At 71.9% G+C, this 17,923-nt stretch carries 24 protein-coding genes, 1 tRNA gene and 1 pseudogene; 8 read left to right on the top strand and 18 right to left on the bottom strand.

Features of this window, described 5'->3' with window-relative positions; all coding sequences use genetic code 11:
• Positions 1 to 228: 228 nt before the first annotated feature.
• A complete protein-coding gene (locus WMF17_RS00280) occupies positions 229 to 441 on the top strand; it encodes a helix-turn-helix domain-containing protein (protein WP_437599948.1) in 213 nt (70 codons plus the stop codon).
• Here WMF17_RS00280 and WMF17_RS00275 read toward each other — a convergent pair.
• The gene (locus tag WMF17_RS00275; RefSeq protein ID WP_437599947.1) at positions 395 to 1,030 is read right to left on the bottom strand and encodes a response regulator; all 636 of its coding nucleotides are present in this window, start codon (positions 1,028 to 1,030) and stop codon (positions 395 to 397) included. The two genes, WMF17_RS00280 and WMF17_RS00275, sit on opposite strands and share 47 nt — an antisense overlap.
• 550 nt (positions 1,031 to 1,580) lie before the next feature.
• Between WMF17_RS00275 and WMF17_RS00270 the strand changes: the two genes are divergently transcribed.
• A tRNA-Leu gene (locus WMF17_RS00270) sits at positions 1,581 to 1,662 on the top strand.
• A gap of 217 nt (positions 1,663 to 1,879) precedes the next feature.
• Here the strand turns inward: WMF17_RS00270 and WMF17_RS00265 are convergent.
• Positions 1,880 to 2,314, bottom strand: a pseudogene (locus WMF17_RS00265) (tyrosine-type recombinase/integrase); the annotation flags it as partial.
• On the opposite strand from WMF17_RS00265, the gene WMF17_RS00260 reads away from it, so the two are divergent.
• Positions 2,313 to 2,567 carry a hypothetical protein gene (locus tag WMF17_RS00260; protein ID WP_437647343.1) on the top strand — a complete coding sequence of 85 codons (255 nt, stop codon included), beginning with the start codon at positions 2,313 to 2,315 and terminating at the stop codon, positions 2,565 to 2,567. The pseudogene WMF17_RS00265 and the gene WMF17_RS00260 overlap by 2 nt on opposite strands.
• Before the next feature lie 458 nt (positions 2,568 to 3,025).
• Here the strand turns inward: WMF17_RS00260 and WMF17_RS00255 are convergent, their stop codons facing one another.
• The 4 genes from WMF17_RS00255 to WMF17_RS00240 all read right to left on the bottom strand — a co-directional run bounded on the left by WMF17_RS00255 (position 3,026) and on the right by WMF17_RS00240 (position 5,042).
• Positions 3,026 to 3,433 carry a hypothetical protein gene (locus tag WMF17_RS00255; protein ID WP_437647342.1) on the bottom strand — a complete coding sequence of 136 codons (408 nt, stop codon included), beginning with the start codon at positions 3,431 to 3,433 and terminating at the stop codon, positions 3,026 to 3,028.
• An 88-nt stretch (positions 3,434 to 3,521) separates the two neighbouring features.
• A complete protein-coding gene (locus WMF17_RS00250; protein ID WP_437647340.1) occupies positions 3,522 to 3,860 on the bottom strand; it encodes a hypothetical protein in 339 nt (112 codons plus the stop codon).
• The gene (locus WMF17_RS00245; protein WP_437647338.1) at positions 3,857 to 4,690 is read right to left on the bottom strand and encodes a hypothetical protein; all 834 of its coding nucleotides are present in this window, start codon (positions 4,688 to 4,690) and stop codon (positions 3,857 to 3,859) included. The genes WMF17_RS00250 and WMF17_RS00245 overlap by 4 nt, the downstream gene beginning before the upstream one ends.
• An 85-nt stretch (positions 4,691 to 4,775) precedes the next feature.
• Complete coding sequence (locus WMF17_RS00240) at positions 4,776 to 5,042, bottom strand: hypothetical protein (protein ID WP_437647336.1); 267 nt, start codon at positions 5,040 to 5,042, stop codon at positions 4,776 to 4,778.
• A 998-nt stretch (positions 5,043 to 6,040) separates the two neighbouring features.
• On the opposite strand from WMF17_RS00240, the gene WMF17_RS00235 reads away from it, so the two are divergent.
• Positions 6,041 to 6,673: a hypothetical protein gene (locus WMF17_RS00235; protein ID WP_437647334.1), complete on the top strand. Its 633-nt coding sequence runs from the start codon at positions 6,041 to 6,043 to the stop codon at positions 6,671 to 6,673.
• Complete coding sequence (locus WMF17_RS00230; RefSeq protein WP_437647332.1) at positions 6,655 to 7,272, top strand: RNA polymerase sigma factor; 618 nt, start codon at positions 6,655 to 6,657, stop codon at positions 7,270 to 7,272. Before WMF17_RS00235 ends, WMF17_RS00230 begins: the two co-directional genes overlap by 19 nt.
• Positions 7,273 to 7,317: 45 nt before the next feature.
• Here the strand turns inward: WMF17_RS00230 and WMF17_RS00225 are convergent, their stop codons facing one another.
• Positions 7,318 to 8,493: a hypothetical protein gene (locus WMF17_RS00225; protein WP_437647330.1), complete on the bottom strand. Its 1,176-nt coding sequence runs from the start codon at positions 8,491 to 8,493 to the stop codon at positions 7,318 to 7,320.
• A gap of 2 nt (positions 8,494 to 8,495) precedes the next feature.
• The gene (locus WMF17_RS00220; protein WP_437647328.1) at positions 8,496 to 9,050 is read right to left on the bottom strand and encodes a hypothetical protein; all 555 of its coding nucleotides are present in this window, start codon (positions 9,048 to 9,050) and stop codon (positions 8,496 to 8,498) included.
• A 558-nt stretch (positions 9,051 to 9,608) separates the two neighbouring features.
• Between WMF17_RS00220 and WMF17_RS00215 the strand changes: the two genes are divergently transcribed.
• The 3 genes from WMF17_RS00215 to WMF17_RS00205 all read left to right on the top strand — a co-directional run bounded on the left by WMF17_RS00215 (position 9,609) and on the right by WMF17_RS00205 (position 10,364).
• Positions 9,609 to 9,857, top strand: a complete 249-nt coding sequence (locus tag WMF17_RS00215) for a helix-turn-helix domain-containing protein (protein ID WP_437647326.1) — start codon at positions 9,609 to 9,611, stop codon at positions 9,855 to 9,857.
• A gap of 18 nt (positions 9,858 to 9,875) precedes the next feature.
• A complete protein-coding gene (locus WMF17_RS00210) occupies positions 9,876 to 10,025 on the top strand; it encodes a hypothetical protein (RefSeq protein ID WP_437647324.1) in 150 nt (49 codons plus the stop codon).
• Between the two features lie 141 nt (positions 10,026 to 10,166).
• Positions 10,167 to 10,364, top strand: a complete 198-nt coding sequence (locus tag WMF17_RS00205) for a hypothetical protein (protein ID WP_437647322.1) — start codon at positions 10,167 to 10,169, stop codon at positions 10,362 to 10,364.
• A 329-nt stretch (positions 10,365 to 10,693) separates the two neighbouring features.
• Here the strand turns inward: WMF17_RS00205 and WMF17_RS00200 are convergent, their stop codons facing one another.
• From WMF17_RS00200 to WMF17_RS00155, 10 genes are all read right to left on the bottom strand, one after another.
• The gene (locus WMF17_RS00200) at positions 10,694 to 10,927 is read right to left on the bottom strand and encodes a hypothetical protein (protein WP_437647320.1); all 234 of its coding nucleotides are present in this window, start codon (positions 10,925 to 10,927) and stop codon (positions 10,694 to 10,696) included.
• Positions 10,928 to 11,075: 148 nt separating this feature from the next.
• On the bottom strand, positions 11,076 to 11,351 hold the full coding sequence (locus WMF17_RS00195; RefSeq protein WP_437647319.1) for a hypothetical protein: 276 nt from the start codon (positions 11,349 to 11,351) through the stop codon (positions 11,076 to 11,078).
• A complete protein-coding gene (locus tag WMF17_RS00190) occupies positions 11,348 to 12,061 on the bottom strand; it encodes a hypothetical protein (RefSeq protein WP_437647317.1) in 714 nt (237 codons plus the stop codon). The genes WMF17_RS00195 and WMF17_RS00190 overlap by 4 nt, the downstream gene beginning before the upstream one ends.
• 570 nt (positions 12,062 to 12,631) lie before the next feature.
• On the bottom strand, positions 12,632 to 13,012 hold the full coding sequence (locus WMF17_RS00185) for a hypothetical protein (protein ID WP_437647315.1): 381 nt from the start codon (positions 13,010 to 13,012) through the stop codon (positions 12,632 to 12,634).
• Entirely contained in the window at positions 13,006 to 15,066 is a 2,061-nt protein-coding gene (locus tag WMF17_RS00180) for a hypothetical protein (protein ID WP_437647313.1), read from the bottom strand. Before WMF17_RS00180 ends, WMF17_RS00185 begins: the two co-directional genes overlap by 7 nt.
• Entirely contained in the window at positions 15,063 to 15,500 is a 438-nt protein-coding gene (locus WMF17_RS00175; RefSeq protein WP_437647311.1) for a hypothetical protein, read from the bottom strand. The genes WMF17_RS00180 and WMF17_RS00175 overlap by 4 nt, the downstream gene beginning before the upstream one ends.
• A complete protein-coding gene (locus WMF17_RS00170) occupies positions 15,497 to 15,991 on the bottom strand; it encodes a helix-turn-helix domain-containing protein (protein WP_437647310.1) in 495 nt (164 codons plus the stop codon). The genes WMF17_RS00175 and WMF17_RS00170 overlap by 4 nt, the downstream gene beginning before the upstream one ends.
• A 93-nt stretch (positions 15,992 to 16,084) precedes the next feature.
• Complete coding sequence (locus WMF17_RS00165) at positions 16,085 to 16,294, bottom strand: hypothetical protein (RefSeq protein ID WP_437647308.1); 210 nt, start codon at positions 16,292 to 16,294, stop codon at positions 16,085 to 16,087.
• A gap of 133 nt (positions 16,295 to 16,427) precedes the next feature.
• Positions 16,428 to 17,243 (bottom strand): hypothetical protein, encoded by an 816-nt coding sequence (locus WMF17_RS00160; protein ID WP_437647306.1) that lies wholly within the window; start codon positions 17,241 to 17,243, stop codon positions 16,428 to 16,430.
• Positions 17,240 to 17,536 (bottom strand): hypothetical protein, encoded by a 297-nt coding sequence (locus tag WMF17_RS00155; RefSeq protein ID WP_437647304.1) that lies wholly within the window; start codon positions 17,534 to 17,536, stop codon positions 17,240 to 17,242. Before WMF17_RS00155 ends, WMF17_RS00160 begins: the two co-directional genes overlap by 4 nt.
• Positions 17,537 to 17,923 lie beyond the last annotated feature (387 nt).

Here is a 17,923-nt window from a genome sequence, read left to right as displayed (position 1 = left end):
TCGAACTGGGCAGCGGCCCGGGTCTTGCTTTCACGTCTGCACCAAAAAATAGCGCAGGGCCTGCCTCCTGTACCGCTGAACACGGTATCAGGCTCCACCATGGTGGAATTATCCGCCCTGCCCGGAGCGTGATCTCGGCCTGTTAGAATTGGCTCCCGCCAATGGATCGTTGCACCATCGGCTCCCGATCGGGAGGCTTGAAATCCCGAAAAATTGGGTGACGACGCGATGGGATGGGCCCGCCGGTCGCGTCGGAGAGCGCGACCGTGCTCGACGACCGGGACGGGCTCCTCCGAGATCGCGCGGCGGATCGGGTCCACGCGCGAGGCGGTCCCCCTGCTGCTGGGCAAGCTGAAGCGCGCCGGCCTGATCTCGTTCGACCGGCGGCGGATCGTCATCCGGGATGGCGCGCACCTCGCGGCGCGCGCCGCGGCGACCTGAGCGTGCGCCCCGAGGGGCCGCTGCGCGTCCTGCGCTGGAGCCGGACGACGGCGGCGCCGCTCGCCCCGACGACGTCGCCGCCGCGCGGCTCGGCCGGGCGATCTACCGCGCCGGGGGCGGCCCGGCCGGGTGCGCACGCGCCTCGCTCGCCCGGTCCGCTCCGCTCTGGATTGTCGAGCCCGCCGCGGACCAGCCGGAGGCGAGGAAAGACCCCGGACCTCGTGGATGGCCGGGGGCTGAGGTCGACGAAGATCGTGCTGAGCAGCCGGCCGAAGGCGTACGGCTTGAGGAGGACCTCGCTCACGTCGTCCGCTCCGTCGCACGAGATCGGCTCGTCGGCGCAGAAGACGACCCGCCGCGGCATCGTGCCCTCGCGCCGCAGGCGGCCCAGGATCTCCCGGGCGCCCTGGGTCCCGGGAGCGAGATCGATCAGCGCGACGTCGTAGACGCGCTCGAGGGAGAGGGAGATCGCTTCCTCCAGCGTCGCGGCCGGGCTGACGAGGGCGCCGCGGTTGCCGAGGAGGAGCCCCGTGGCCCTCCGGAGGACATGGTCCTGATCCAAGAGGAGAACGTTCGGTTGGTACGTCATCGGGGTTCCCTGCGGCTTGCAGTCGAATTGCGCCGCATCGACGGGGACGGCGACGCGCGCGCGCCCCACCGTTCAGCGGCAGCATCCGCGTCCGCGGACGGTCCTCCCTCTTCGCAACGCACGTGCCGACAGCGTGGCGCCGCCGTCGCCCGCCCCTCGTCGGCCCCGGTTCTCGGCGTCAACGCGGCCCTTTCGAGCGACGCCGCCGGTGAGGCCGCCCCGCCGCTCCCGGGGCCGGCGCTGTGCCCATTTCGCGCTCCCTCCGCAAGGCCTCTCCGCCCCGGCGAAGAGCGCCCCCCCATGCTGTCGGCTTGCCCACCGCGTCCCCGACCGCCGGTGCGCGGTTCGTGCGCACGGGCCAGCCCAGGTTTGCGACCCCTCCAGGGCGGTGCTGTCCGCCGATTCGCCCGTTGCTCCAGGCTCGGCTTCCAGGGCCGGGGCCTCCCGTCCGGGCTGCTCCTGCCCCTCCGCCCTGACGCGATCGACGCAGCGCAGCAAACTCATTTTCCCGCTTGATGAGGCTGGCGTGGGGTGCCACAAGCGTGCGCGCGCACGAGTGGCGGAATTGGTATACGCACCGGGTTTAGGTTCCGGCGCCGCGAGGCTTGGGGGTTCGAGTCCCCCCTCGTGCACCGCGCGGTGATTACCGCTGTTTCGCGTCGAGCCCCCCGAAGCGCTCTCCCCCGCTCCGCCCTTTCCAGCGCCCTTTCCCCCGCCGTCCGGGGCGAGCTCCGGGATCGCCGTGTCCAGGGGCGCGAGCTGCCCCAAGCCGAGCTCGGCGAAGGTGCGCGCCGCCCTGCGGTAGCGGTTGATCATGATGCTCGAGCGGTGGCCCGTCCGGTCAGCGATCCACGTCTCCGAGCGGCCGTTGGCCAGGTTCACCGTGATGAAGGTTGCCCTCATGTCGTGAATCCGGATCGGCTGGCGCACGTCGCTCCGCTCGAATAGCTCCGGGCGCTCGATCTTCGCAGCGTGCAGGTGAGCCCGGAAGCGCTCCGCGCCGCGGTCCACGTTGATCTGGTGTCCCTGGGCATCGAGGAACACGAGCGCGTCGGGCGGCGGGTCGCCTCGGAGGGCGCGCCACGCGCGGAGGGCGCGCACGACGTCAGGCCCGAGACTCCACGCCCGGGGCTCGTCCGTCTTGTTGACGTCCAGCCGGATGGCGCCGCGCTCGAGGTCGAGATCGCCGAACGTCAGCCCTGCGGCCTCGCTCGCCCTCGATCCTTCCCGGTCCAGGAACCCATAGAGGACCCTGAAGCACAGCGGGACCGCCGGGCAGGCCATGAGGCGGGCGTCCTCGTCCGGGTACAGGTGCGCCATCGCCTTCGCCGCGCCGAGCTTCGGGAGGAAGCCCCGGGGGAGCGGGCTCGCCGTGATGAGCCGCGCCGGGAAGACGGCGAGCGAGAGCACGCGCCCCATGAGCTGCGCGACGTGGCGCCGCGTGTTCGCCGCCCTGGCGCGCGGGAGCGAGCGCATCACCCGCTCTGCGTCGTCCAGCGTGAACGCCCCGACCGGGACGCCGCCGGCGATCGGGTAGACGTGCGCCGCGAGGCGGTAGACGTCATCCGAGACGCTGCGCTTGGCCTTCACGTGGTCGGGGTAGCGCTTCGCGAGCTCGCCCGACGTCCAGAGCTCCGCGAAGGCCTGGAACGACATCGACGGCGAGAGGGCGAGCCCCGCCGGGCCCACCGCGGGGAGCTCCCCCGGGTGAGCCCTGCAGAGCGTGTCGACCGCCTCGACAACCGCGGCGAGGGCCTTCCCTTCGCGCTGTGCGGCGCGCTCGAGCAGCCCCCTGGCGATGTCGGGGGAGACGTGCGGCGCGGCCCGCACCTTCGAGGCGAGCCCCGCCAGCACGTCTTTGCGCGCGATGGCGGCCTCCTCGCTGGTGCACGTGGGAAGCGCGATGTTGGGCCGGTGCTTCTCTCCGAGCTTCACGCGGGCGTACCACTTCCCCGCGCTGGAGTAGACGTTGCCCGTGGCCTTCCGCGGCATGGTTCAGTTGCTCCCCGGAGCAGAGCGCCGCGACAGGCGCTCCCTGGTCAGCGTCATCACCGCCGCGTAGTCGCCATCCGCCAGCAGAGCTAGGAGGCGCGGCGAGACTTCTTCGCCAGGCGTCGGCGCGAGGCTTTCCGGAATGGTCAGCTCCCAGGCTTCGGGGGTGCTCGGGATCCCCTCGATCCAAAAGCGCAACGCGGCCGCGTCATGGGCAACGAACGCGGTCCCCGCGTCATCCGCCTTGAGCCCCAACGACGTGAGGATGCCGATCGCCCTCTCGTGCTCGACGTCGCCTCCCAGCGCGCGCACAAGCTCCTCGCCGCCGTCTCTCACGACCCACAGCGACGCGCGAACCTCCGTCAACTTCCCGTCCAAGTGAAGGCGATAGATCGGTGCGTTCTGCTTCATGACTCAGCTCCTCCCCGCCGCTCGAGCGGCCTCTAGCGCATCGTTGAACCGGTCCCGCATGCTCACCACCGCGGCCGTGACGTGCGCGCTACCCACGGGCGCCCCCTCTCTTCGCGGCAAGGTACGGCGCGAACGGGATCACCTGGGCCGACCGGTCGCCCATGACCAGGTACCTGGTCGCCCAGCCGCCGCCCGGGTGGCGCTCCTCCAAGGGCCGCCCCTCCGCGCGGGCGAGCTCGGCATAATAGACGCCGGCGCGGATGGTGCCGACCAGGTACCCCAGAACGACATGCTCGGGGATGCCGGGCCGGTAGCGCGCGATCCGCCCGCCGCGCTCGGCCAGCTTCACGGCCTGCTCCAGCAGGGCACGCACGTCGGAGAGCCACTCCTGCTGAGCGGGCGTGGGCTTGTTCTTGTCGCGGCTCATGAGCGGCCCCCCTTCGCGGCGGCGATCTCGGCGCGCTCCTCCAAGAAGTCCTCCCGGACGCGGCAGTAGAGTTCACGGGCGACGATCAAGCGCGACTCGATCTGCCAGAGGGCCATGCCGATCGCTTCGGTGTCGACCATCTCCACGCCGGCGGAGCTCTGGAGCGCATCCCGGATGATCCGCACGTCGCGACGTACGCTGTCTTGGATCGCCAGCGAGGGATCCTTATCCCCCACGAACAGGAGCGCCATCATGTCCGCGATCGATGCCGGCCCGAGCTCGTCAACGCCAGCGTGGAACTTGATGCCGAGCGCGCGCAGGTGCGGCGCCGCTGGACTCCGCACGGGCGGCGAGGGCGGCGAGGGCGGAGCAGCCGCCGGGGGCGCGGGGGGCGCGCTTCCGTCGCGAGCAGCGGCGCCGTCGACATGCCCTGCGGCCTCGCCGGTCGCCGTGCGCACCGCCTTGGAGAAGGCCAGGGCGGCGTTATCGAACGCCACCTGGAACCGCTCGTCATCGCGCTCGAGCATGAACGCCAGGGTGCCGAGCACGAGCCGCACGAGCGCGGCCGGGCCGGTCCCGCTGCCGTCCACCGTCGGCGCGCCGGCAAGCCGCTTCAGCAGCGCGCGGAGCGCCTTGTTGATGGCGCCCCGCAGGGTCGAGCTGTCCAGGCGCGACGCCGCTCGAGGGCGGCGAGGGGGCGCGGTCGGGCGCGCCGGGCGGGCAGCCTTCCGGCGAGGGCGCGAGCCGCTGGCGTGGCTCTTCGGGGTGCGGCGTGGAGACTTCGAGGTCGACTTCTTGGCGCTCGAGGCGCGGTGAGGTACACGGCTCATGGGTCGTCGCTCCGGGCTAACGGGTGGCGATCAAGGGCCGTTCGGGAGGGTAGGATCTCCCGGGCGGCCCGCTCTACTTCAGGGGCTACTTCTTCGGCAGCTTGCGCGCCTCGGCTCGCTTCTCCTTCGACGGCGAGGGCTTCGAGGCCTCGGGCGCGTCGGGCTGATCGTCTGGGTCGGGATGCTCCACGGAGCCGCGCACCGCGATCCCGTGCTCACGGCAGAGCCGCGCCACGGCGATGCGGATCGCAGCAGCGTCGGAGCGCGCGCCCAGCTTGGGTCGCAGCTTCCGCACAGCCTCCCTGAGCTCGTCGCTCATGGGGATGTTGAACTTGGGCACCACGTTACCCATCGTGGCCGAACGTTGCGCAACGGTCAATCCTGTTGCGCCTCGGGCGTGTCGATTCAGGAGGCGCTGTAGGTCAACGCGGCGCAGCCGACGCGGCACATCAGGAGCGGCGTGTCAGCGCGCGCCGCATGGATCGGCGCTCGACGGGCGCCCGTCGCCGCACCGAGCGGAGACGGCCGGAATCACTCGTGTTTCACGCGGTATGTTCAACATATCGCGTGCCGCCGCGTGCGCCCCACTGTGGTGCGAATATCGGAATCATTGAGGTTTTCAACCGTGGTGTTCATCACCATGGTTCGCCGCACCGTACGGCAAACCTCCCCGCACGGCGGCCGGCAGGCCCGGAGGGGGTGATCGGCTCAGGGGCCGAAAACGGCCGCAACGTCGTGGAATCGCTCGGGTCTGGGCGATCGGCGTGTCAGCTCGCCCGCGGGCCGCTCTGCACCGGCGGGGAGCTCGAGCCCGACCAGCGCGAGCGCCGCTGTGCTCCGGAGCTCCGCCGACCCGGGCGCCGCTTACGGGCGCGGCCGCTCCTGTCCCACGAAATCGACACCCACCGGCAGGGAGCCCTGGTAGCCTCCCGGCGCGCCGCTCGGCCGTGCGCTCGCCGGCGGCGCCCCTCGAGGCACACGCAGCACGCTCGGGCGCGCCTTCGCTCTTGACACCGCGCCGGCCCCCTCGCGCGGGCGCGCGCGTGCCACAGGCGGACCCGCCGGGCCAAGAAAGTGGACGACGTCGCCCCGCGGGCGCTGGTAGCCTCCCGGCCATGATCGAGCCGCCTGACCCTGGGTTCATCGGAAACGTCCTTCAGTACCTGCTGGCCCTCTTCGGCCTCCGGTAGCGCCCTCCTCCCCGCCGCGCCTGTAGAGGGCGCCTCGCCCCCCTGGGCTGCACGTCAGGGGCCCCTGTTCGGAGCCTCGCTTTTTTGGCCCACCCGCGCGCGCCGCGTACCGTCAGCGCGTGCCGCTCGCCTCACCTGTCCATCCGCCAGGACGGGCGCCGTGATCCCGGCGCTGTACGCCCTCCTGGCGCTCGCGACGCTCCTTGCCTGGGTCGTCGCGCGGCATCGGCCCGAGCACCGCCCGGTCGCATGGCTCCTCGCGTACGGGCTCGCGGCCAACGTCGTGCGCCGGGCGATCCGGATCGGCGTCCTCGCGCCCGCCCGCGCCGAGCTCGCAGGCGCGCCGTTCACCGGCTGGACGCGCTTGGCGTTCCACGTGGAGAGCGCCTTGTTCATCGGCTGGATCGCCGGGGTGGCGGCGCTCGCGGTGTGGATCTTCGGCCGTCGTCGCCCGTGGGGCGTGCTCGCCGTCTACGTCGTGGCGGTCGCGGTCCTCGCCGCCGGCTACCCCACCTTCCGCGGTGAGCTCCTCGGCCGCGCCTACCTCGCCCTCGAGCTCGCCGCGCTCTGCACCTCCGTCGGCTGCTTGATCCTGTGGTTCCTCGGAGGTGAGCGGGGCAGGACGCATCACCTCGCCGCTGGCTTCATCGTCATCGGTGAGTCGCTCATGCTGCTCGGCCCCTTCCGCGTGGGCATCTTCGACGCCTGGGATCTCGCGCGGTCGATCCTGATCGCGCTCTACATCTCGCTCGTGCCAGTCCAGGGGGTGGCCATATGGCGCCGGACCTCGTAGTCCTCACGTTCGGGCAGCTCATCGCGTTCGCTGCCGTCTTCATCATCCGCAATCGGCGGTTCGCCGCGAAGCGGTTGACCCCGGCGGATCTCGTCGGCCAGGTGCGGCACGTGCGCGGCCTCATCGCCCGCGCCCTGCAAGGGAAGGCGACGAGGGAGGACGTCAAGGACCTCGCGCAAGACGTGCTCCTCGCTGCGTGGGAGGCCTCGGAGCAGGATCGGTATCGCCCCGACCCGGACCTGCAACCATCGCGCGCGCTGGCGATCTGGCTCCGGAAGCTGGCCTATCACCGGATCGCTCATCACCTCGAGTCCGCTCGGGTGCGGCGCGAGGAGATCGTTGCGGAGCCGCCGCGCGCCGAGCATGGCGCACCGACTCCGGAGCAAGCCCTCGAGCGCGAGGAGATGCGCGTCGCCTTCCTCGAAGCCCTGCGACGGCTGCCCGAGGAAGAGAGCGCCGTCATCATGGCCCACGACATTCACGAGATGTCGATGGATGATGTTGCAGAACAGCGAGACGTTCCGCGCAGCACGGCCTACAAGTGGCGCGCTCGCGGGATCGACGCCCTGACAAGGGCGCTCCGCCCGCGGCGAGGGTGAGCGGCTCTCAGCTCGTGGCGCGGCGCCCGAGCCCCGGGGTGGTGGTCAGTTCATCGGGCGCGGTCGGTGGTGAACGTGATCGAGCTCGTCCGCGTGACGCACGCTCGGCGGTCGTCCCGGGCGCGCCTGCGCCTCCTGCGCGCGGCGGCTGGCGTCGTGGATGTCGCCCGCTGCAAAGGCCCGCTCGTGTCCGACGCGCTCGATCATCCTGATCAGCTCTGCCCCGCTGCACGCGCGCAAGCAGAGCTCGATCACCTCGTCGTGGGAGATGTGCTTGATTCCCAGGGGGTGATAATGCTGCTCCGGAAGCAGCGTCTTCCACAGCTCCGCGGCATGGGCCCTCGCGTCGCGCTGCTCCGCCGAGCGAGCCATGTAGCGTGCATGGGCGACGTGCACGGAGAGGACTTCATCGGCGAGCGGCTTCGCCTCGAGGCCGAGCTTCGAGGCCTCCACAGCGGCCGAGCGCTGGGCGGCGAGGGCGGCGAGGGCGCGGGCCTTGTACGTGTCCGCGATCTCCGCCGCGGCGGCGGCGGTGGCCAGGTCCCCCGCGATCGTCTCTCGGAGGGCCTCGAGCGAGGCGCGGCGGGCGAGATCCGCGCGGGCCTCCCCGGCGCGGGCGGAGCGCGCCGCGGCGACGTCGTCCGAGAGCTCGGGGGCGAGGGAGACGAGCTCCGCCTCGATGCGCTCGAGCTCCACGGGGAGCGCCTCGAGCTCGGCCGTCGCGCTGGCCAGCTCGGCGCGGGCTTCCTCCTCCGCGCGCTGCATGGTCTCGACGACCTGGGCGAGGGCGGTCGCGGGGTTCGAGCGCGTCACGGCGGCGCGGGCGCTGTCGACCGCCCGGCGGAGCTCCGGCGCGCGCGCGGCAGCCTCGGCACGGGCCTTCTGCAGGCGGGCGCGGCACACGTCCCGCTCGGAGGCCTCGAGGGCGGCGCGGGCTTCCTCGAGGCGCTTCCCGGCGCGCTCGGCGCGGAGGGCGGCGAGATCGCGGGCCTCCCGGGCGCGGAGGACCTTGGCGCCGTTCTCGTCCGTCGGTTCGCTGTCGTACGCCTGCTCTGCGGCGGCGAGGGCGGCCGCTGCATCATCGCGCCGTCGGGCGGAATCGAGCTGCTCCCGCTCGGTCGAAGAGAGCGCGAGGCGCGTCTGTTCGACGTGCTCGTGAGGCTCCAGAGACGCATCCCGCGCACCGGATAGCCATGAACCCAGGAGGTCACGAAGCCCCATGATCAAGCCGCCTTCCCAGCCCGAGCGAGGCGCGCGCGCGTCTGCGTGGGCGTCTCGACGCCGACCACGAACCGCCCGAGCTCGTCGAGCCCGGGGCCCGTCGCTCGCGTCGGGGTGATGCCCATGGCCCGATCCAGCTCCTCACGTTCGCGGCCCGTGAGGAGCGCCGGACCGCGATGCGCCGGCGGCGCCTTCGAGGCCTTCTCACGCCTGGCGATCTCCGCACGCAAGCGCGTGTTCTCGGCGCGAACGGCCTCGAGCGAAGCGGCCGCCGCTGGCTTCGTGGGCGTGCTCGACGGCGAGGGCGGCGCGCCCGGCGGCCGATCACCGGGGCGCGTGCCGTCTCGCCTGTATCGGTCCAAGCCCTTGCCATCCTTGCGGTGCGAGTCCTGATGCATCGGGGGATCGCGGTCGTCGCTGCGCCCGCCGGGCGGCCGCTTCGTGGGCGTGCCCGGCGACGCCGCGGCCGCCTTGAGCTGCCCGCCTCGCAGCCGATCGCTCATCGGGTACCGGAGACCGCTCGCGAGCTCGTCGTGAAACTTCATCAGCTTGGCCATGTTCATAGTCTACTCGCGCCCTACGGCGCGCCTCGTGTGTTGTTGTTCTTCAACGGCCGCGCGCGGCGTGCGCCGTCGTGCCGCTTGGATGCAGGTGTCGAGTTCAGGGTGCGGGATAGAGCTCGCTCGATGCGCTGTCGCTCCACGTGGCGTTTCGACACCCTGGCAAGCTTGGACCGCTTGAACGACACGGGTTCTCTCACGCGCATTTCGGCGCGTCGGATGTCGCGTTGAAACCCGGGTGAGTCGAGATGGACGCGACGCGCGACCCCTCGCGCTCCAGCGCGTCGAGCCCCTTGATCAATGCCTCTCGCGCAACCACGCTGAAAGACCGGATCCGGCCACCTGGTGTGATGCGCCGCGTGTTGATGCGCCGCTCGAGCTCTTCGTCGAGCCAGACAGAAGCACTCCGATTGCTCATGCCTTTAGTTTGCGGGCGCGTAGTCTGCGGTCAAGCAATGTGCTTCATGTCATGCCAAGAGACGGCTTAGCGCCGCTGCATAATAGCTCACGAGTGCTCATGGCGGCCCGTGCGCGCCGGGCGCTTCGGTTCGTGGCATGCTCGCCTCACCGATGAGCTTCCAACGTACGCGCGGCGCGATGCTTCTGTCTCAGCTCGGCTTGGACCAGGCACAGATCGCCCGACGGTGCGGAGTCGCCCGATCGGCCGTTGGGCACTGGATGACCGGCCGGGCGCGACCCGGCGGCGACAAGCGCTCGATGTTGGCGAGACTCTACGGGATCCCCTTCGAGTCTTGGATGGAGTCAGCAAGCGCGCCGCTGGCCGTGGGTCGATTCCAGGCATAGAGAGACGCTGGCGAGCTCGTGCTCGCGCTCGACGCCAGGGACCGCGAGACGCACCGCGTGCTCGACAGCGACGCCGGCCAGATCGGCGAGGGCGGCGAGGGGGCCCGCTCCCCGCTCGACGTCCTGCGCGGCGCTGCCCAGGGCGAGCGGCACCTCGTGCCCAGGTGATCGGCGAGCTCGTGCTCGACAGCGACGCCGGCGACCGGCGGCACCTCGTGCCCCACCGGCGACGCTGGCGAGCCCAGGGCGGCACCGGAGAGGGCGACGACGGCGAGGGCGTGCTCGTGCCCCACGGGCGAGCTGTAGCTCGTGCCCAGGGCGCGCACCGGCGAGACGCGGCTCGACGTCCTGCCCTGCGCTGTCCAGGGGGCGACGCCGCGGCGAGGGCGTGCTCGCCAGCGACGCCGCGACGGGGGCGCGACCGGCGACGGCGTCGAGCCGCACCTCGTGCTCGACGTCCTGCCCTGCCCAGGGCGACGCCCCGGCGCGCACCTCGTGCCCAGGTGATCGGCGACGGCGCGACCGGCGACCCCAGGGCGGCCCCTGGCAAGCCCAGGGCGCGACCCCCACCGGCGAGGGCGGCCTCGTGCTCGACGGCGAGGGCGTGCCCGTGCCCAGGGCGGCGGCGAGGGCGTGCTCGACGTCGCCGGCGACGCCGCGACCGGCGAGCCCAGGGCGCGACCCCCACCGGGGGCGAGCGCGTCCTGCGCTGCCCAGGGCGACGCCGGCGAGCCCGTGCCCAGGTGATCGGCGAGCTGTAGCTCGTGCTCGTGCCCCACGGCGCGCACCTCGTGCTCGACGCCAGCGCGGCCGCGCGACCCGGCGGCACCTCGTGTTCAGGGCGCGACCGGCGAGCCGCACCGGCGAGCCAGCGCGACCCCCACGGCGCGCTCGACGCCTGGCGAGCTCGTGCTCGAGATCGGCGACCGGCGCGGCCGCACCTCGTGCTCGACGTCCTGCCCAGGTGAACGCTCGCCAGCGCGGGCGACGCCGGCGAGGGCGACCGGCGGCCGCACCTCGTGCTCGACAGCGACGCCGGCCAGATCGGCGAGGGCGTGCTCGTGCCCCACCGCGAGCCGCACCTCGTGCCCAGGTGATCGGCGACGGCTGCGAGGGGGCGCGACCGGCGACCGGCGGCCGCGTGCCGCACCTCGTGCTCGACGGCGCGGCCGCACCTCGTGCTCGACAGCGACGCCAGCAGGCGCGCACCGGACCGATCTAGCCCTCGATGGCGATGGACAGGGCGAGCCGCGACGCGAGGGCGCTACGTTGCTCGACGGGGCGCGCGGCGCGATCCGGGAAGGTGGCGAGCGCCACCTCGATCGCCTGCACCTCGGCATCCAACAGCCGACCCAAGGCATCGCCATGTTCGGGGGCGATCGCCCCCCTGGCGACGCCCGCCCCGATCGCCCGGATCTCTCCGGGGAGCTCCAAGAGCCTCGTGCGGAGATCGGCCATGGTCGCCACGGGCGGCCCCTCCACGCTCGCCTTCACGGCGCGTGTTCCTTCAACGCGGACAGCACCCTGCTACGGCATGCCTCGCAACCCCGGGTCACGTCCAGCACGAGGGCGCGCAGCTGCTCCACTTCGGCGACGGTCGCCGTTCCGTCCGACTCGATGGCGGCGATCGCGGCGGCGCGCTCATCGGTGAGGAGGCGCCGGATGGTCTCCGCCGCACTGACCGACACGCCCCCTCCCTCCACGCGGCCGCGTAGCCGTCTCAGCTCGCCAGGGATGGCGCGCGCGCGGCGCTTGAGCTCGTCCAGCGACGCGGGCGGCTCGGGTGGTTCCGGCTCGACGGGCGGCACCGGCGGCGCGACCGGCACCGGCGGCGAGGGCGTGCTCGCACCGGCGACCGGCAGCCGCTGGCGTACCTTCGCGACCTTCCCGGGCGGCACCGGCGGCGAGGGCGCTACCGGCGGCGGCGAGGGCGCGCGGCGTCCCTTCGAGGCCTTCTCGAGCGGCGGCGAGGGCGGCGAGGGCGGCGAGGGCGGCGCCGCGAGAACATCCCAACCGGCGGCCGCAACGCCCGTGCGCGCCTCGATCCACGCGGGCGACAGCTCCGCCCCTGGGACGGGCGTCCGAACCCCGGTGATCCAGCGGCTCAACGTCGCGGAAGGGATCGCGAGCTCCCGCGCCGCGGCGCGCTGTCCGCCGCGCGTCTCTGCCCAGGCTTCGAGCTCTGCCGCCGCACGCGTACGCATGCCGGATGGTAGCACGCGGGTGAGCGGTAGCACGATCGGAAGCGATCGTGTCACCGGCCCCGCTACCGCATTCCGAGCCCGAACCCGTCGGTTTTACAGGGACACCCCCTAGGGACTCGGACCCCCGTATTACTGTTACAGGGGGGGTGTAACGTCGGCCCCCGAGAGAATGGGTTCAATGGGTCCAATGGGTCTGTTCCGGTCACTCTCCCCGAAGTGTCACATGACACTTCATCGCGTGCGGATAGAACGAACCCATTCAACCCATTGAACCCATTCTCCCGGAGGTGGTCGCCATCTGATCCGCCTCTCACGCCCCCCTTGATTCGCCGCTCTTCTCGTGAGTCAACAGGAATCGCCTGCTTCGGTCGCCCCCCTTCGCCGCTCGATCTCGCGTCGAAGCACGCCGATCGTCACCACGAAATCATTCAGGTTTCCGGTCGCATCTCAGGGTGCGCGCGCGTCTCCGGACGCCACGACGGCGCCAGCGGCGAGGACGCGAGGGCTGTGCGAGGGGGCGGCGAGGACTGGCTCGACGGCCAGGGCGAGGATCGGCAGGGCGGCGCGGTGTCAGGGCGGCCCGGCGCCGTCCGGCAGCCGCGAAGCCTGGACGAACGTGTCGAGGCACCGCTCGAGCGCGTGTCGCTCGGTCCAGTCGTAGGTGCGCACGAGCCGCGCGAGCTGCACGATCGCCCGCCGGCCCGCGATCCAGTCGAGCGGCATGTCCCGCAGCGCGACGACGGCGCCGGGCCCGCCGAGCTCTCGCCAGCGCTCCGCGGAGCGTCGTGCCGAGCACGGGCCCGCGCACAGCACGTCGAACGCCACGACGGCGCCGCTCGGGAGCTCCGCCGGCCGGCGCTCCCACCAGCGGACGAATCCACGCGCCTGCGTGGTCGCAAGCTCCGCGCCGCACACGTCGCAACGGATCTCCGCCGGGCCGCCGGTCAGCATGCGCACCCCCCTCCGGGGCCTGGGTACTTCGTGCAGCGGGTACACGTGATGCAGGGCTTGCAGTCGCAGGCGATGAACTCCACGCAGCCCTTGGGGCCGGCGCACCTGCATCCGCCTTCGCGCGTCCCGCGCGCCTTCTTGCCCCACTCGTTCATGGTCGCTCGGCAGCCGCCGCACGGCGCGCACGGCGTGCAGTCGCAGCCCTCGAACGCGCAGCCGTTGGGCCCGCGGCGCTGGCCTTCCTCCTGGATCGCCTCGCGCTCGACATCGGCCTCGATCTTGACGTCGCGAGCCTCCACGACGCGCCACTTCATAACCCCCCCGTCCGCAGACTTGGGCTGTAGATGCACGCCCCCGATCACTCGTCCCTTGAACTTCGCGAGGATCCTACCGAAAGCGCGGGTATCTGGCGCCGCGCCCGGTTTCGCGGGGACGAGCTGCTCGATCGCCTCGCGCATGTCGCCGTAGGCGTCGGGCCTCGTGTCTTGACCTCTGATCCGCTCGATCGGGTAAAGGCAGCCGATGATGGTCTTTGCGGTGATGCCTGTGCCGCTCGCGTCCAGCCGCGGCAAATCGCGAAGGATGATGCGCATGGCGTCCTTCTCGGGGTCCGTTCGGTTTTCGACAGTCGGCCGCGTGCGCATCGGGTTGCCACCGCCCGCGAACACCAGCGCAGGGGGGATGAGCGCCGCCCATTGTTCGAAGGATCCCCATGTGCCGATCTCCATCTTCGGCCGGCCCGCGACGATGAAGGCGCGCAGGATGATCAGCCCCGCGCACACGAGCCGAGGGCGCTCCGCTGTCGCCCATGCGAGGAGGTCGGGGTGCCTGAAGTCCTGGCGCTCTTCCGGGTTCTCGAGGTGGCTCTCGAGCGCCGACACGATGCACCGGCGGGCGAGGTCGTCCTTGATGAACATGTTGTTCCCCGTCGCCATCACCATGGTTTCCCATGGGAGCGTGGGGTTCCCCGACTTGCCGAGGACGCGGATCTGCACGCGGCCGCCGCTCGTGAGGCAGCGATCGAGCGTTCCGCCACCGAAGGGCAGCGACGTTGGGACGTTGTCGAAGTTGATCACCGCGGCGCCGTCGAGGGCGCATCCGGCGAGGACCTTGTCTAGCTCCACCGGCTCCGAGGGGAAGTTGAGCTTCGCTGTCGGCCGGCCCGTGCCCACGACGCCAACGAGGTCCGCGCCGAGCCCCTTGCCGGTGCCTGGCGTTGTCGATTCCCAGATCAAGGCGGGGATGTTGCCCCGGATCGCCGGCCTCGCGAGCAAGGTCAGGATGCCAGCGATGGCGGCCGCGCGATGGTCCTTCGACTTGTGCGGGAAGTCCTCGAACAGCTCTTCCAGCTCAGCGAGAGCGCGCCGCGCGTCGTCCTGCGTCGGTTCGGGGGGCACCGGCGGAAACTCGGCGCTCGGGGCGTAGAGGTAGCCGGTCGTCGGATCGTACCCTGGCGCGTCGAGCAGGCTCCCGTCCGGTCGAAGGGAGGGCGCTTCGATCATGCCGATCAACGGCCGGACGCCAGCCCATGCCCCGCGCGCCAGCAGGGCCTGCACCACCTCGTCGGGCGGGATCACCTGCACGAACAGGTTGGAGCGCTTGTCCAGGCGCATCCAGCGGGCAACGCTCGTGAGCCGCTCCCGCAGCGTCGCGAGCGCCACGGGCCGAATCTGCGGGGTCCCCGCGGGGATGAACGTGCCGTCTTCCGAGAGGTCGGTTCGCGTGCGCACGACGTGCACGAGCACGCCCTCTCGCTGGTAGACGTCCGCGTCGCTGCGCATGGCGACGATCGCGCGATCCACGATCTGCATGAGCTCGGGGCCAAGCCTGATCTCCGGGCGCGTGTCGTGGGAGAGCGGCACGACGCGCGGCGACCCAGCCGAGGGCGCGCCGCTGTCGCTGTGCTCCCGACTGCGCGGGCGCTTCTGGCGAGCGCGGGCGGTGTCCGGTCGATCTCTGCTCGACACCTCGACCATGGGCGTGCGGTCCGGGGCGAGCTCGGCGCCGTCGAGTGCGTCTCCGCCGATGGGTCCGTCGAAGGGCGGCGAGCTCATGCCACGCCGCCCGGCGCCGAGATGCTCAGTCCCCCCGCCGCGGTGAAGATCTGGCCGGATCCGATCGCGTAGCGGCCGCTCACGGAGGTTGCGACGATCGTCAGCTCCCCCGTCGTGGGCCGCTCGGCCAGCTCCATCGCGAGCTCCACCTTGCCGTCGAAGAGGGCGCACACGATCGCCACCTCGCGCGGGTACAGCATGACGCGCGTCGCGCCGGGCATGTCCGTCGCCTCGAACGACATCGCCACGTAGGAGCCGAGGTCATCGGGCAGCGAGGGGGCGCGCTCCACGTACGCTTGGATCGCCCGGAAGCCCTGTTGCAGCTCCGGGGAGAGCTTCGCCGTGTCGACCGTGCGCATCTTGCCCTGCGGCTCGCTGGCCTTCCTCGCCGCCCGATCTGCTGCCCGGCGCGCGGCCCTGTTCGGGCGGCTCATCGACGGCCCCGCGGGGCGGGCAGGCCCATCTCCGCCAGCACGCCCGCGGCGTCCGTCGGCAGGCCTTCCGCGTCGTTCGCGGCGCGCGCCACCGGCCGGCGGCGCTTCGCTTCGAGGTAGGCGAGAAGATCCGACCGCCGGAAGCGCCAGCCGAGACGAGAGCCGAGCTTCGACGCGGCGATCTCGCCGGCCCTCGCCTTCCGGATCGCGACCTCCTTCGAGATGCCCAGGAGCTCGCCGGCGCCCTCCGCGTCGAGCACGGGATCGGCCTCGCCGGCGTCGCCCTGCTGCATCTCCTGGACGACCGCCTGCACGAGGGTGACCAGGGCAGGGAGCAGCATCGGGAGCAGCCCAGCGGCCGACCCGTTGGGGCTCGCGAGCGTGGCCAGCACGCGCGCCGTGATGTCCTTGCCGCCCTTGCCCCGGGGCGGCCCGTTCGCCTTGATGTCGCCGGCCTTGCTCGGCCCGGCCGTCGCGTTCATCCGCTGCATACACGTCCCCTCACAGCGTGGCGCCCTGCGCCCGCCAGCATCCTTGTTGAGCCTCGCCGCCGGTGTCTGCCCGGCGCTCTCAGAGGCGCGGTTTCAGCCCTTCGCCAGCAACCCGGCTTCGATGAGCGCCTTCCGCGCCCGCTCACCGGACATCCCCTTGACCCGCTCGCCCCGGAACACTTTGACGACCGTCCTGGGATCGCAGTCCGCGGCGACAGCGAGTCGACGCTGCGTCGCCTTGTCGATGTTCCTCACCTGCGCCTCTGCGGCGCGCCCGCTTACGTCAGCCTGCACGCTTGCCATGAGCCAACCATGGGCCCCGCGTGGCCCCACGGTCCACGGTTCGATACCTTTGCGCGCGAAGGTAGCGAACGCTTGACAATCGCCAAAGTTGTAGCTGTGCAACTAACGTTGCTGCACAGCGCCTTACCTACGCTCAGTCGACCTTCGCGAAGAAGTTCTTAGCCTGCGTCTCCGGATATCCCATTGCGACCAGAGCTTCTCGAATGATGGCTTCCGCGTCGTAGCCACGAGTCCGGCCGAACAGCCTTGTTAGGGCGTCTCTGACGTCTTCAAGAACTCGCCCGGGTTCGCTGAGCGCGCGCAAACGCAGATCGTTGCTCCACTCGTCCGGAGACGCGACGATGAAGGCAACGATGATGAACCCAAGCTCCAGCGCGCATCGACCGCTGCTATCCGGCCTGTCGAACGGCGGGTGACTGGTAGCGAAGGCAACCAGATGGCGCAGCACGCGCGCGGCTTCCGCTCGGTCTGATGCGATGTCCTCCCCATGCTTCTCCAGGTAGAGACGGGCGCATCGATCCAGCGTCTCTATGAACGAGTGATCGTTGGTCGCGCGGGCGAGTGACAGGGCTCTGTCGACGCGAGCAAGCGCCCTCGTGCTCGGATCGCCGTCGAATGGCGACCACGCATCGAGCTCTCGGCCTGCTACGCCCGAGAAGGGGCCCGACGGGCCCGGGCGGCCCTCGTGCATCGCTCGCAACCACGCCAACGCGTCCGCGAACACCACTTCGCGCGCGGCCGGCGGCATCATCGGCGCGGCGATGTCCGCGCACGTCTCGTCCTTGCCCGCATCCCCCCGCTTCGATACCTTCTCGCCCACGTGAACCTCGCTCGTTCGCGTCGCCGGCCGGGAGGGTTGCCGCCCTCGCCGGCCGTTCTCTTGCCAGCCTACCGCGGCGGCGAGCAGCAGCGCGAGCACAACGGTTACCGCTTGACCTCGCGCCATCATCGTGCTCCCCGCTTCCCCCGGCCTCGCAGCGGGACGACCCGCGCGCCGCTCGCCTCCTCTGGCGGCTGCGCCACCCCGAGCGCGCGGGCGAGCGCGGCGTGGAGCGCGCGGGCGGTGTCAAGGTCTCCGCATGCGGCCGCCGTCCGGAGCGCGCCCGTGATCTGGTCCAGCAGGTCAGCCTGGCGACCGCCCGGGGCGACGGCGCCGCCGGGCGTGCTCGTCGCCAGCCGCGGCGGCGGGACGACCTCGACGGCGAGCGGGGCCCGCTCGTGCCGGCTCTGGTCGCCCGTCATGCGCGGCGAGCGAAAGGTGGGCGGTTCGGTTGGCTCGCCTACGTCGTCGGGTTCTGGCGAAAGGGCGGACGGGTCGCCGGAACGGGCGGAAGGATGCTCGGCCGGGACTGATCGCGCGGTCAGCCCCGCGAGATCCGCGGCCGAAACCGGGGCATCGGCCCCCTTGGCGTCCGTCCGGTCGGTTTTAGGTTCCGGCGCCGCGAGGCTTGGGGGTTCGAGTCCCCCCTCGTGCACCACGGCTTAAATCCTGGAGGGGTCGACCTCCCTGCGGCGCGACGCGCCCCGTCGTTTCCCGGGGCGGCTCGCCGGGGCGGCTCGGGCCGAGCGGGGTCGCCGGTGCGCGGGCGTGGTCGGCCGGGTGCGTGGACGCCGCCCGCTGGGCGTGCG

The sequence above is a fragment of the Sorangium sp. So ce362 genome (assembly GCF_051519845.1).
GTDB lineage: Bacteria > Myxococcota_A > Polyangia > Polyangiales > Polyangiaceae > Sorangium.
Note: the sequence above shows the minus strand (reverse complement) of the source record. Positions and strands in the feature narration are given on the sequence as shown.

Coding starts and splice junctions, on each gene's coding strand:
- WMF17_RS00280 (WP_437599948.1), top strand. CDS start 229: ATGGGATGGGCCCGCCGGTCGCGTCGGAGAGCGCGACCGTGCTCGACG.
- WMF17_RS00275 (WP_437599947.1), bottom strand. CDS start 1,030: ATGACGTACCAACCGAACGTTCTCCTCTTGGATCAGGACCATGTCCTC.
- WMF17_RS00260 (WP_437647343.1), top strand. CDS start 2,313: ATGAGGCGGGCGTCCTCGTCCGGGTACAGGTGCGCCATCGCCTTCGCC.
- WMF17_RS00255 (WP_437647342.1), bottom strand. CDS start 3,433: ATGAAGCAGAACGCACCGATCTATCGCCTTCACTTGGACGGGAAGTTG.
- WMF17_RS00250 (WP_437647340.1), bottom strand. CDS start 3,860: ATGAGCCGCGACAAGAACAAGCCCACGCCCGCTCAGCAGGAGTGGCTC.
- WMF17_RS00245 (WP_437647338.1), bottom strand. CDS start 4,690: ATGAGCCGTGTACCTCACCGCGCCTCGAGCGCCAAGAAGTCGACCTCG.
- WMF17_RS00240 (WP_437647336.1), bottom strand. CDS start 5,042: ATGGGTAACGTGGTGCCCAAGTTCAACATCCCCATGAGCGACGAGCTC.
- WMF17_RS00230 (WP_437647332.1), top strand. CDS start 6,655: ATGGCGCCGGACCTCGTAGTCCTCACGTTCGGGCAGCTCATCGCGTTC.
- WMF17_RS00225 (WP_437647330.1), bottom strand. CDS start 8,493: ATGGGGCTTCGTGACCTCCTGGGTTCATGGCTATCCGGTGCGCGGGAT.
- WMF17_RS00220 (WP_437647328.1), bottom strand. CDS start 9,050: ATGGCCAAGCTGATGAAGTTTCACGACGAGCTCGCGAGCGGTCTCCGG.
- WMF17_RS00215 (WP_437647326.1), top strand. CDS start 9,609: ATGCTCGCCTCACCGATGAGCTTCCAACGTACGCGCGGCGCGATGCTT.
- WMF17_RS00190 (WP_437647317.1), bottom strand. CDS start 12,061: ATGCGTACGCGTGCGGCGGCAGAGCTCGAAGCCTGGGCAGAGACGCGC.
- WMF17_RS00185 (WP_437647315.1), bottom strand. CDS start 13,012: ATGCTGACCGGCGGCCCGGCGGAGATCCGTTGCGACGTGTGCGGCGCG.
- WMF17_RS00180 (WP_437647313.1), bottom strand. CDS start 15,066: ATGAGCTCGCCGCCCTTCGACGGACCCATCGGCGGAGACGCACTCGAC.
- WMF17_RS00175 (WP_437647311.1), bottom strand. CDS start 15,500: ATGAGCCGCCCGAACAGGGCCGCGCGCCGGGCAGCAGATCGGGCGGCG.
- WMF17_RS00170 (WP_437647310.1), bottom strand. CDS start 15,991: ATGCAGCGGATGAACGCGACGGCCGGGCCGAGCAAGGCCGGCGACATC.
- WMF17_RS00165 (WP_437647308.1), bottom strand. CDS start 16,294: ATGGCAAGCGTGCAGGCTGACGTAAGCGGGCGCGCCGCAGAGGCGCAG.
- WMF17_RS00160 (WP_437647306.1), bottom strand. CDS start 17,243: ATGATGGCGCGAGGTCAAGCGGTAACCGTTGTGCTCGCGCTGCTGCTC.
- WMF17_RS00155 (WP_437647304.1), bottom strand. CDS start 17,536: ATGACGGGCGACCAGAGCCGGCACGAGCGGGCCCCGCTCGCCGTCGAG.